This is a genomic window from Bacilli bacterium, assembly GCA_036381315.1.
In the GTDB taxonomy this organism is placed as follows: domain Bacteria; phylum Bacillota; class Bacilli; order Paenibacillales; family KCTC-25726; genus DASVDB01.
In genome coordinates this window covers 15,623-27,460 of record DASVDB010000108.1, presented here as the reverse complement: position 1 = coordinate 27,460, position 11,838 = coordinate 15,623, and the positions used below count along the sequence as shown (strand labels likewise).

Here is an 11,838-nt window from a genome sequence, read left to right as displayed (position 1 = left end):
CAATCACCTTCGCTTATCCAAAAGTAAACCTCGAATTATAAATATCATTTTTCTTGGCGCCGCACCATGATAAAAACCGAATAAATATGATAAATCTGGCTGCAATTTTTACGATATCATTCTATAATTCTGGTATCGGCCAATGACTCGTTCCAATAGGGAGGTGCGCGCAAACATGCCTATTCAAGCTGATTTAAACGTGCTTTCTTCCGGCTATTCTTTTCATAAAAAACCATATTCGATCAAAACGGAGCGTCTGAAGTTTTATTTGTTTCGCTTGCAGACGGAAGGAACCAGCATCATGCGCGTTGACAACAGGCTGCAGAAAATCGTTCCCGGCGATCTGCTGATTTTTGGCATGGGCGAGCCGTACGAGTTGATTATCAATCGCGATTCGCTCTCTGATCCAACCGCGGAAATCGCGAGCGGGGACTATTATTTGTTTGCGCGGGGACCGTGGATGGATGAATGGTGGAAACAGCAAAAACGCCCGCAAAAGCTGAATATCCAGTTAAACGACAACCTGATCTCGCTGTTTCGCCAACTCGTCGCGGAACAGCGCAAGCCTGCCCGGCGGTCGGATGAAATCCTTCTCCACTATACGAAAATCATCTGCCTTACCATCGATCGGATGCTGACCGAACTGCCCGGCGAAGGCAAAGCATATGTGGCGCAGCGCATCAAACGCTACATCGAACAAAATTCCGCATTTCCGTTTAAACTGGAAGACGCCGCCGCCGCAGCCGGCGTCAGCGTCTCCAGAGCCGTTCATTTATTCAAGCAAACATTCGGCAAAAGCATCATGCAGTATACGTTGGAAGTCAGGCTGCATTTGGCGCGGGAGCGGTTAATTTACAGCCCGGTGCCCTTGCACGTCATTGCCGAAACTTCCGGATTTTCCAGCTACACGTACTTTTTCCGGGTTTTCCGCGAGCACTTCGGCCTGTCGCCGAAACAGTACCGAAACAAATACTCGGAGTACTGACAGGTCAGGTTCCCGAACCAACGATCCTCGTACGCCGATTTGTATTTCGGCAAATTAAACCTCTTTCACCATGCGATTGGTCAGCGAACCAAGCCCCGCGATTTCAACTGTGACCACGTCGCCATCCTGCAAATAAACCTGTTTGTCCACCGGGTACCCCAGGACAACCCCTTCCGGAGTCCCTGTTAAAATGATGTCGCCCGGTTCAAGTGTAAAATGCCGGGAAATGTAGCTAACAAGTTCGTCGCAAGGAAATATCATATCGGAAGTGTTGGACTGCTGGCGCACTTCGCCGTTCACAATGGTGCGGATGGCCAGATTATTCGGATTTTCCACTTCATCCGCCGTTACCAGATACGGCCCTAACGGCGAGAAGCCGTCGCACGTTTTGCCGAGCAGCCATTGCGATGTTCGCATCTGCAAATCCCGCGCCGACAAGTCGTTGACATTGCAGTAGCCGAAAACATGATTCAGCGCGTCTTTTTTCGCGACATTTTTCGTCTTTTTGCCGATTACCAAAACGAGTTCCGCTTCATAATCAACTTTCCTGGAAACGTTCGGCAGCACAACATCGGCGCCGTGGCCGGTCAACGTATTGTTGAATTTATTGAATAAAACCGGGTATTCCGGAATCTGCGCGCCGGTTTCCTCCGCATGTTTGCGGTAGTTCAGGCCCACACAAATGATTTTTTGCGGATGCGGGACGCACGGTCCGAATGTAATGGCAGCCTCGTCCAGCATATATTTTGCGGGTTTCCCCGCTTTCGCTTCCGCCACGGCTTTTTCGACAAACTCGCGCAACACCGCCACGGCTTCCGGGCCGCCTGCAATCACCTCGTGCACCGACCTTGCGACCGCTTTTTCAGCGGGTATGACGGAAAGCGCCGCTTTCACATCCACAATTCCATGTTCTGTTTTAACGCCCAGGCATTCATTTCCGTTTTCAACAAAAGTAAGCAGTTTCATCGCATTATCCTCCCGCGTCATGTAAATAGGAATCTTTAAGCGTTTTTCCCGAAAGTGGCCCCGCCGTCGATATACAGCGGAGAACCCATCATAAATTTCGATTCGTCCGACGCCAGAAACAACGCCGCTTGCGCAACGTCTTCCGGTCTGCCCAATTGTCCGCTTAGCTGGCGTTTCTTAAGCGCTTCGAAAGCCGCATTTGGATCGGCATACGAAGTTTTCAAATAATTTTCCACGAAAGGGGTCAAAATGGTGCCTGGCAAGAGCGCATTGATTCGAATATTATACGGGGCATAATCGACCTGCATCGATTTGGTGAGCGCGAGCACCGCTCCTTTCGTCGCCGCGTAGGAAGCCCGTTTTGCCAACCCGATCTCCGCGATGCAAGAAGACATATTGATGATCGTACCCGACTTACGTTCCATCATATGGGGAATAACAAATTTGGAAGGGAGAAACACACCCTTAATATTGACTTCGATGATGCGATCCCATTGCTCCGGTTCGATTTCATGCAAGGCCCCTACGCCGCTGATGCCGGCATTGTTAAATAAGACATCGATGCGGCCGTACATCCTGATGATGGATTCAACCATTTCTTTAACAGAAGCGGGATCGGTCACATCCGCCTGAATAAACTTGGCCTCTCCTCCTTCCCTGCGGATTTCTTCCGCCGTTTCGTTACCATTGTCCGCATGCAAATCGTTGACGATGACGGTCGCGCCATGCCTGGCGAACAGCAGCGCGCTGCTTTTGCCGATTCCCGAACCGGAGCCGGTAATTAATGCGATTTTCTCTTTCAGTCTCACGGGCATTCGTCTCCTTTTATGCTGTATATTCATTAAAGTGTGAAGCCTAAGGTGCGTTGCCGCTTAACGACAATCGTGCCGCCAGTTGGCGAATTGCTTGCGCGGCCCGCTCTTTTTTCATCTCCCACTGGTGAACAGGGATGGAGCAACTTACGGCGGCCAGCCCCAGCGGGCCGGCATTGACAAATGCCGCCACGCAGCAAAAGCCGGTTACCGCTTCCTCAAGATCGAACGCAAGCCCATTTTCTTTAACCTGACGCAAATTCCGAACCAACTCGGCAAAAGACGAGATGGTATGAGGAGTAAGGCTGCGCAAGGGTACATTCGCATAAACAGCTTTCAGTTCATCATCCGGCAATTGAGCCAGCATCGCTTTTCCCAAAGCGGTCGCATGCGCGGGAAATTTCATTCCCGGTTCCGAAGCGAGCCGCACCGGGGTCGGCGCCTCTTCTTTGGCAAGATAAAGAATTTCATGGCGCTCCAGTTTCGCCAGTTGAATGGTTTCACCCACCGCCTCCTTCGTTATTATCGCCTCCAGGTGAAAGTTCCGGATCAAATCATATTGCTTAAAATAAGCATTCCCCCATTGGCCGAATATGGCGCCCAAAGCATAAGTGTCTCCCTTGTCGCGAACAACCCACCCCAGGCGCTCCATCGTTTGCAACAGGGAAAACATGGAACTCTTGTTAATTTGCAAGCGTTTGGACAAATCAATCAATTTGTTTTGATATGGTTCAGCGGCCAGGATTTGCAGCACATCATTCGCTTTTTTAACCGCCGGAACCCAATATTTTTGCTCCATTCACTCCGCCTCTCGGTTTATTATACTAAACCCGGTTTTATATCCTTTATAATAAAAATAGCACTTTATCGATTCCGCCGCAAGCGGCAAAGCGAACGCCAATCGCAAAGCCAAAAAATTCCCGGCGGATAACCACCGGGAATATGTCGTCATGGTTGGGTCACATGAGCGTGAAGTGATAATTCCCCGAGCCGACGCATAAATACACGCCGTTTTCCATCGGGGTAACGGAAGATATGCCGTCGGCTTGCCTTACGCCGGCTCCGCTCTCCAAAAGTTCGTCCGCTTTCGCATTCGGCAAAAATACCGTAGCGGTCGTGTTGGGCGGAATCATCACGGAATACTCCATCGTATCGTACCCTGTACGCCGCCAACCGACGCCAACCGTACCGTACATGGTCTCCAGTTTCGCTTCCGCCCAGGCAAGACCGGGTCCCGGTTGCGGGTGTATATGGATATGCTTGTATCCCGGCTGGTCTTCGTCCGTATCAATTCCCGCAACGCAACGAAACAACCATTCGCCGATCGTGCCGATTGCGTACGGATGCAAACAATTTGGATGACGCGGCGTTGGCTCGGGGACGGTTTGCAAAAGCAGCTTGTACGCCAACTCCATCTCGCCAAATCGGCTTAGCGCAAAAAACAGGTAAGGCGCAGCGGTGAATGCGGCGGCTTTGGGGCCGTCAATATCCGAAAGCCCATCATGCAGCTTGCGGATCGCCAAATCTTTTTCCGCGCCGTCGATCAAACCAAACATAAGCGCCAGCGCATGCACATATAGAGCGGGAGCCGGCAACTTTTCGGCTTCGGCTGCGAAACTCCGCCGGAACGCTTCCGCAACATCTGCATGCAATTTTTCATAGACTTGCGCATCGGCATTCTTGTTCAGGATCGCGGCGGTTTTGGCGGCAAGCGACAAAGAATACGCGTAAAAGGCAAACGCAATGAAATCTTCCTCAGACTCGACACGTTTGCCGCTTGTTTGCGCGCGAACATAATCCGTCCACGCCTGTATGCTTTCATATTGCTGTTCCAAAATGCGCACATCGCCATAGCATTCGTACAACACCCACGGGTAAACAACTGCCGCCGCGCCGTCCCACGGCGATAATGCCTCATTATTGCCAGGCAGGTTGCGGATTGCCGGTTGAACGGCGTCTTGGCTCGCATAAACGGATTTCCAGTCATGCAGCCAGTTGGTGAAGAACGGCGCAACGTTGAAAAAATAAGTGGCGGTGCGAGCGTCCCGGCGCAGGCTATTGCCCGGAAAATCGAGAAAATCGCCTTTTTGTTCCCAGACGATCTGATGCAGCAGTTTGTTCACCTGCGGCTCGGAACATACAAAATATCCGACGGACTCCATATCGGCGTGCAGAACAATGCCGGCAAAATCGGCAAGGTCGGGCGATTCGCCGAAACCGGACAACTTCACATAGCGGAAGCGCTGGAACGTAAAATGCGGCTGAAATGTTTCCGGGGCCCCGCCTTTTAAAATGTATCGCATGATTTGCCTTTCGCCGTGCAATGGGCCGCGCGCAAAATTGCCGTCGCGATCCAGCGACTCGCCGTGCTCGAGCGACACTTCCTGTCCGGCTTCGCCGCGAATCGTAAAACGCACCCAGCCCACCATGCTTCGACCCATATCAAGCACCGTTTCGCCTTGCGGAGTCGTGATAATCGCCACGGGTTTCACTTTTTCGATTTTGCGGATCGGCTCGTTTACCTGCGCCACTATAAGCGACTTCGGATACGGGAGAACATCCGCAGCGCGCCAGATGTCTTCGCCAAACGCGGTCTTGTCCCAACCTTGTTTTTCCAGGCGGGCGTCATACGTTTCGCCATGATCGACTATTGACTGCATAATCGGGCTATCCGCCGTCTGCCAATTTCCGTCGGACACGATGACATCTTCGCGCCCGTTACGGTAAACAATGTGCAATTGCAACAGAAGCGCGGGGCGCTCGCCGAACGAATGCCCTTCATCCTGCCGATGATAACTTTTATGCCGCCCATTGCCGAGAATTGCGCCAAGCGCGTTTTCGCCCGCCTGCAAAAGATTCGTAACATCGTACGTCTGATAATGCAAGCGGTCGCCGCCGCTTGTCCAACCGGGGGTAAAATAACTGTTTCCGACGCGGCGGCCGTTCAACCGCAGCTCGTAAAGCCCGAGCGCGGTCGCATAAATCCGTGCGGTCTCCACTTCGCCTGAAACCATAAAGCCGCGGCGGAATAAAGGGCATGCGCACATCTCCGGTGAAAACGGCGCGAGCGGAGCGCTGATCCACTCCGCCTGCCACGCCTCATGCGCAAGAAGCCCCGTCTCCCAATAGGCGTATGCCCAATCCGACGTCTCATCGCCATCGCTCCAAATGCGGACGCGGTAATGGTAGCGCGTGCGCGCCTTCAGCGGTACGCCTGCTAATACAACGTGAAGGGATTTATCGGAAACAATTTTGCCCGTGTCCCAGATAATATGCGCAAATGATTGCTGTTCGGAAATTTGAATTTGATATGCTCGCTGCAGCACCGCCCTTGCGTCAGAGCGCAGCTGCCAGCTGATTCTGGGCGAAAGCACATCGATGCCAATCGGGTTTTCCAAATATTCGCAGCGGAGTTTGTCTGCCTGTAACATGGTTGCGCTCCTTTCAAAGATTGTTCCGACTCCCATATTACACCTTATTCGCCGCGATGTTCATCTTTCCGAAAAAAAATTTTAGCGCAAGCGCCATGCCAGGTCGTTTAGCCGCAGTTCGTTGCGGAACGCCTGCGGTTTCGTCCCTTCGCCGATAATCGCGCACTCGATTCCCGCCATTTCCGCAAAGTCCGCCAACTGCTCGGATGTGACCGCATAGGAAAAGCCCGTATGGTGTGCTCCTCCGGCCAGGATCCAGGACTCGACGCCATCTTGCAAATTTGGCCGGACCTTCCACATCACGCGCGCCACCGGCAGCTTTGGCATCGCATGCGGCGGCGCAACCGCCTCGACTTCGTTTACGATCAGGCGGAAACGGCTGCCCAAATCGATGATCGAGGCGTTCACCGCGCTGCCTGCTTTGCCGTTGAACACGAGCCGCGCCGGGTCTTCCTTGCCGCCGATGCCAAGCGGATGCACTTCGATTCGCGGCTTATCCGCCGCAATGGTCGGGCAGATTTCCAGCATGTGCGCGCCCAGTACCAGTTCATTGTCCGGATCAAGATGATAGGTGTAATCTTCCATAAATGATGTCCCTTTATTGTCGGCGATAATCTTCATGATGCGCACAAGCGCGGCTGTCTTCCAATCGCCCTCGCCGCCGAACCCGTATCCGTCTTCCATGAGGCGCTGCACAGCGAGCCCGGGCAGCTGCCGCAAACCGTGCAGATCTTCAAACGTGTCGGTGAACGCGCTGAAATTGCCTTCCTGCAAAAATGCGCGCAAACCAAGCTCAAGGCGCGCCTGGTAACGAATCGCCTCATGAACCGCGCCAGGGCTTTTTCCTTCCGGCACAATCTCATACCGCTCCGCATATTCCCGCATCAAGCGGTCCACTTCCGCGTCGGAAACGGCATCAATCCGCTTGGCCAGGTCGCCTATGCCGTAACCGTTCACCGACCAGCCGAATTTGACTTGCGCTTCGACTTTGTCGCCTTCAGTAACAGCGACTTCCCGCATATTGTCGCCAAAACGCGCCACTTTAAGCGCGCGGCTTTCCGCGAACGCGACAGCCGTACGCATCCACCCGCCTATGCGGCGGCGGATAAGCCCGTCTTCCCAGTGCCCGACCACGACTTTGCGGGAGATGCCCAAACGCGCGCCGATAAATCCGTATTCCCGGTCGCCATGCGCCGATTGGTGCAAATTCATGAAGTCCATGTCGATCGAATTCCACGGGATATCCCGATTAAATTGGGTGTGCAAATGCAAAAGCGGTTTCGCAAGCTGCGTCAAACCGGCGATCCACATTTTTGCCGGGGAAAATGTATGCATCCACGTAATGATGCCCGCACAGTCGTCGTCGGCGTTTGCATCGAGGCAAAGCCTGCGGATTGCCTCCGGTGTGGTTAGCACCGATTTGTATACGAGCCGAAACGGAATTGCTTCGTCGCGGTCCATATCCTCGGCCATTTTTTGCGCATTAGCCGCCACTTCCGCCAATGCCTCCGGTCCGTACAAGTGCTGGCTGCCCGTGACAAACCAAAAAGAATAAGGTTTGATTTGCAGCATTGTCATTACCTCCCGATTATCCGTTTGTGTTGCGGCGCGTTGTTTCTTTCAACGCCTTCAGGCGCTTCATCACGTCGTTCTCGCCGCGCCCGAAATAGTCGTGCAATCGGGAATATTCCCGATACAGCTGGTCATAGATTGCCACATGCTCCGGAACCGGCTTAACCGTCGTGTCCCGGACGCGCGCCATGTTTTGCGCCGCTTCCACTATCGTATCGTATCCGCCGTTTTGTTTGCCGGCCGCAACCGCCGCGAACATCGCAGCGCCGACCGCGGGGGTTTGCCGGGAAGCGGCAATTTTGATCTCGCGATTGGTAACATCGGCGTAAATTTGCATCAAAAGCTGATTTTTTTGCGGCAATCCGCCGCATGCATACAGTTCATTGACCGGCACTCCATTATGATGAAAAGCGTCAATGATTTTGCGCGTGCCGAAGGCGGTAGCTTCAAAAAGCGCCCGGTAAATCTCCTCAGGTTTCGTCAGCAACGTGCAGCCGAGCAAAAGCCCGGTCAAATCGGTGTCCACCAGCACGGAGCGGTTCCCGTTCCACCAATCGAGCGCCAACAACCCCGTTTCCCCCGGCCGGTAAGCGCTCGCTTTCCGCTCCAGCCACGCGTGGACGCCGATTCCTTGTTTCGCCGCAGCTTCTTTCACATATGCGGGTACGGCTTCTTCGACATACCACTCAAAAATATCGCCGACTGCCGATTGCCCCGCTTCATAACCGAGATACCCCGGAATAATGCCGTCCTCGACCACTCCGCACATGCCCTCGATTTCTTTTTCTTCGGTGCCAAGCAGCATATGGCAGATCGAAGTGCCCATTGCCATCACCAGTTTGCCCGGCGTGACGACGCCCACTCCCGGTACGGCAGCGTGCGCGTCCACATTGCCGACCGCCACCGAGGTTCCCGGCAGCAATCCTGTAAGCGCCGCCATTTCCGCCGTTAAACCGCCCGCCCTTGTCCCGAGCGGAACAATCTCGCCGCGCAGTTTGGTTTCCGTCAGGTTTTCGAGGCGCGGGTCAAGCGCTCTGAAGAAATCTTTGCCAGGATATCCGTCCTTTTTGTGCCAGATGGATTTGTAACCGGCTGTGCAGCTGTTGCGGAGAATGTTGCCTGTCAAACGAAAAATGACCCAATCCGTACATTCCAAAAAACGATCCGTTGCGGCATAAATTTCCGGCGCTTCATTCAGAATTTGCCACACTTTGGCGATCATCCATTCGGAAGAAATCTTCCCCCCATAGCGCGGCAGGAATTTCTCTCCCCGCCTGGCCGCAATTTCGTTAATTAGCGTCGCTTCGTCCTGCGCCGCATGATGTTTCCACAGTTTCACCCAGCTATGCGGGTTTTTCCTGTACGGATCGGTCAGACAGAGCGGAACGCCGTCCTGATTTACCGGCACCATCGTGCAGGCGGTAAAATCGATCCCGACGCCGATCACGTGAGCGGGGTCCACACCGGACGACTGCAAAACATTCGGCACGGATTGCCGCAATACCGCGATATAGTCGTCCGGATGCTGCAGCGCCCAATCGGGCTCCAGCTTCACGTCCGTATCGGGCAGCACCTCATCGATTACGCCGTGCGGATAAGGCGTGACATGATCGGCTACTTCCGTCCCGTCGGCAAGGTCGACAAGCACGGCGCGCCCCGATTGCGTGCCGTAGTCAATGCCGATTGCGTACTTTTTAGCCATGACTGCTCACCCTTTGCCCGTAATATGCATTCGCTCCATGTTTACGCAAAAAATGGCGATCCAGCAACGTCTGGTCCATCGGCTGCACACGGGGATTGAGCGCACAGGCGCGCGCCGCGATTTTCGCCACCTCTTCCAGCACAACCGCATGATGGACCGCATCGGCGGGATCTTTGCCCCAGACAAACGGCGCGTGGCTATGCACGAGCACGCCCGGCATCTGCAGCGGATCGAGCCCGTTCAGCGTCTCCACGATGACATTGCCGGTTTCCCGCTCATACGCTCCGGTAATTTCCGCCTCCGTCATTTTGCGCGTACAGGGAATTTCTCCGTAAAAATAATCGGCGTGCGTCGTCCCGAGCGCCGGTATCCCCATGCCGGCCTGCGACCAACTGGTTGCCCACGGCGAATGCGTGTGCACGACTCCGCCGATTTGCGGAAATGCTTTATACAGCACAACATGTGTAGGGGTATCGGAGGACGGGCGCAATTTGCCTTCCACAACGTTGCCGTCCAGATCGGTTACCACCATATCGTCGCGCCGCAGCTTTTCGTATGCTACCCCGCTCGGCTTGATGACCATCAACCCGCGTTCGCGATCAATGCCGCTCACATTGCCCCAGGTGAACATAACGAGCCGCCGCCGCGGAAGCTCCAGATTCGCGGTCAACACCGCTTCTTTTAATTGTTCCAACAATTGCAATCCCTCCTTTTTAAAGCAGTTTATATGCCTATTATATACTTGTACGTACAACTTTTGCTATGGGCTGTGTAAAATATTTTTTGATCAGCGAATGGTTATGGCCATGCGCAAGTCGACTCGCGAATGACCAACTCCGGCGCATAGACAAAATCTTGCGGCTGCCCGTCCGGTCTGCCCGCGATCATGTCAAGCAGCATCTCCGTCGCTTTCGCGCCCAGATCCGCTTTGGGATGCGTCAACGTTGTCAGCTTGATTTCCGATGCGGTCGCCAGGCTCGAATCGTCAAATCCTGTGATGGATAATTGTCTCGGGACGGTTAATCCGACCAGCCTGATCGCATCCAACAGCTTCACGGCCAGTTCGTCGTTGTAGCACACGAACGCCGTCGGCCGGTCTTTTCTTTTGAGCATGTCCAATGCCGCCGCAAACGGTTTTGTATTTTTTTCTTCCGTTGAATAGCTGACGACGAATTCCGGGCGCAGCGCTACGTGGTACTGTTCAAGCGCGAGCAAAAATCCTTTCAGCCGGTTTACTCCTTGCAAATCGTCGGTTTTGAAAAATCCGGCGATGCGCTTATGCCCCAATTGAATCAGGTGCTCTGTCGCTTTGAATCCGCCTGATGCGTCATCCACCTTGACGCACGGGCAATTCATCTCGGGATATCGTTCATTGATCATAACAAACGGGATGCCTTGCGCGCGCAGTGCCAAAAAATAAGGCAAATTCGGATTGCCCAGCGCGCTTTTCGTCGGTTCGATTATCAATCCTCGCGGCGGCTGATCGAGAATTGTCTGCAGATGGACCAGTTCTTTTTCCTTATCGTTGTCGGTGCTGGACAGCAAAAGGCTGTAGCCTTTTTGCCTGAGCGAAAGTTCCGCGCCGCGCACGATATGGGGAAAAATATAATCGGAAATGTATGTGGTCAGCATGGCGATCGTTTGTCCGCCTTGGCTCCCGCCGCTTTTTGCCGGAGAAACGAACGTGCCTTTGCCCTGGATACGGTACAGCCTTCCCTCCTGCACCAACTCGCCAAGCGTATGCCTTACGGTCTGGCGGCTTATGCCAAAGCGTCCGGCAATTTCATGCTCCGACGGCATCTGATCATTCGGTTGCAGGCGGCCCGTTTGCAGCCATGCCAAAATTTCCCGTTTCAACTGGATATACTTGGGCTGTTGTGTATGCTTCATGCTTCACCTCAAGCCAAATTGGATTCATCGTGTCTCATCCGATAACGTGACTATTATAGCATAGCCGCGAACTTGTATGTACATGTTAAAAGCGGCAAAGAACCGCCCGATTTTGCCAAAAGTACGCCGGCATTCAGACCCGTCTATTTTTATTAACCGATGGTGCCGCGTTAGCGGTGTGGGGGCCAACGAAGCGGCTGCGCGTTAACACGCGGTGGCACTTATGTGCCGCGCGAGCGGCATGGAGGGCTTATATTCCCACTATGTGCGGTGTTCAGGCCAAAAAAACAACTAGCGTTGCATATTAATCTTTTATACAACGCTAGTGTCAATATCCGCATTTTTGCCGTTGTACGATCTAAACGACTACCGGCAAAAGCCGGTGGTTTCTGCCAACGGCTGAAAGCCGACAGTTCAGGCTAAAGCCTGCCGAAAAGTAATGTGTGATCTGTGGCTAAAGCCACCTAACGCTTGCCGACG

The 11,838-nt window shown here is 53.6% G+C and carries 9 protein-coding genes; 1 reads left to right on the top strand and 8 read right to left on the bottom strand.

The annotated features are described in order from the left end of the window. The first annotated feature begins 175 nt into the window (after nt 1-175). Nucleotides 176-985: an AraC family transcriptional regulator gene (locus tag VF260_08000; protein ID HEX7057121.1), complete on the top strand. Its 810-nt coding sequence runs from the start codon at nt 176-178 to the stop codon at nt 983-985. Between the two features lie 54 nt (nt 986-1,039). Here VF260_08000 and VF260_07995 read toward each other — a convergent pair whose 3' ends face one another. The 8 genes from VF260_07995 to VF260_07960 all read right to left on the bottom strand — a co-directional run bounded on the left by VF260_07995 (nt 1,040) and on the right by VF260_07960 (nt 11,358). Beyond that, on the bottom strand, nt 1,040-1,951 hold the full coding sequence (locus VF260_07995; protein HEX7057120.1) for a fumarylacetoacetate hydrolase family protein: 912 nt from the start codon (nt 1,949-1,951) through the stop codon (nt 1,040-1,042). 35 nt (nt 1,952-1,986) lie between these two features. Next, a complete protein-coding gene (locus VF260_07990; protein ID HEX7057119.1) occupies nt 1,987-2,760 on the bottom strand; it encodes a glucose 1-dehydrogenase in 774 nt (257 codons plus the stop codon). A gap of 46 nt (nt 2,761-2,806) precedes the next feature. Then, nucleotides 2,807-3,562 carry an IclR family transcriptional regulator gene (locus VF260_07985; GenBank protein ID HEX7057118.1) on the bottom strand — a complete coding sequence of 252 codons (756 nt, stop codon included), beginning with the start codon at nt 3,560-3,562 and terminating at the stop codon, nt 2,807-2,809. A 160-nt stretch (nt 3,563-3,722) separates the two neighbouring features. Beyond that, nucleotides 3,723-6,194: a family 78 glycoside hydrolase catalytic domain gene (locus VF260_07980; protein ID HEX7057117.1), complete on the bottom strand. Its 2,472-nt coding sequence runs from the start codon at nt 6,192-6,194 to the stop codon at nt 3,723-3,725. A gap of 81 nt (nt 6,195-6,275) precedes the next feature. Continuing rightward, nucleotides 6,276-7,766, bottom strand: coding sequence for an L-arabinose isomerase (gene araA, locus VF260_07975; protein ID HEX7057116.1), 1,491 nt, complete (start codon nt 7,764-7,766; stop codon nt 6,276-6,278). A gap of 16 nt (nt 7,767-7,782) precedes the next feature. After that, nucleotides 7,783-9,468: a ribulokinase gene (locus VF260_07970; protein ID HEX7057115.1), complete on the bottom strand. Its 1,686-nt coding sequence runs from the start codon at nt 9,466-9,468 to the stop codon at nt 7,783-7,785. Then, nucleotides 9,461-10,165: an L-ribulose-5-phosphate 4-epimerase gene (araD, locus tag VF260_07965; protein ID HEX7057114.1), complete on the bottom strand. Its 705-nt coding sequence runs from the start codon at nt 10,163-10,165 to the stop codon at nt 9,461-9,463. Before araD ends, VF260_07970 begins: the two co-directional genes overlap by 8 nt. Before the next feature lie 101 nt (nt 10,166-10,266). Next, nucleotides 10,267-11,358: a GntR family transcriptional regulator gene (locus tag VF260_07960; protein ID HEX7057113.1), complete on the bottom strand. Its 1,092-nt coding sequence runs from the start codon at nt 11,356-11,358 to the stop codon at nt 10,267-10,269. Nucleotides 11,359-11,838: the final 480 nt, after the last annotated feature.

Coding starts and splice junctions, on each gene's coding strand:
- VF260_07995 (HEX7057120.1), bottom strand. CDS start 1,951: ATGAAACTGCTTACTTTTGTTGAAAACGGAAATGAATGCCTGGGCGTT.
- VF260_07980 (HEX7057117.1), bottom strand. CDS start 6,194: ATGTTACAGGCAGACAAACTCCGCTGCGAATATTTGGAAAACCCGATT.
- VF260_07960 (HEX7057113.1), bottom strand. CDS start 11,358: ATGAAGCATACACAACAGCCCAAGTATATCCAGTTGAAACGGGAAATT.
- VF260_08000 (HEX7057121.1), top strand. CDS start 176: ATGCCTATTCAAGCTGATTTAAACGTGCTTTCTTCCGGCTATTCTTTT.
- araA (HEX7057116.1), bottom strand. CDS start 7,766: ATGCTGCAAATCAAACCTTATTCTTTTTGGTTTGTCACGGGCAGCCAG.
- VF260_07985 (HEX7057118.1), bottom strand. CDS start 3,562: ATGGAGCAAAAATATTGGGTTCCGGCGGTTAAAAAAGCGAATGATGTG.
- VF260_07970 (HEX7057115.1), bottom strand. CDS start 9,468: ATGGCTAAAAAGTACGCAATCGGCATTGACTACGGCACGCAATCGGGG.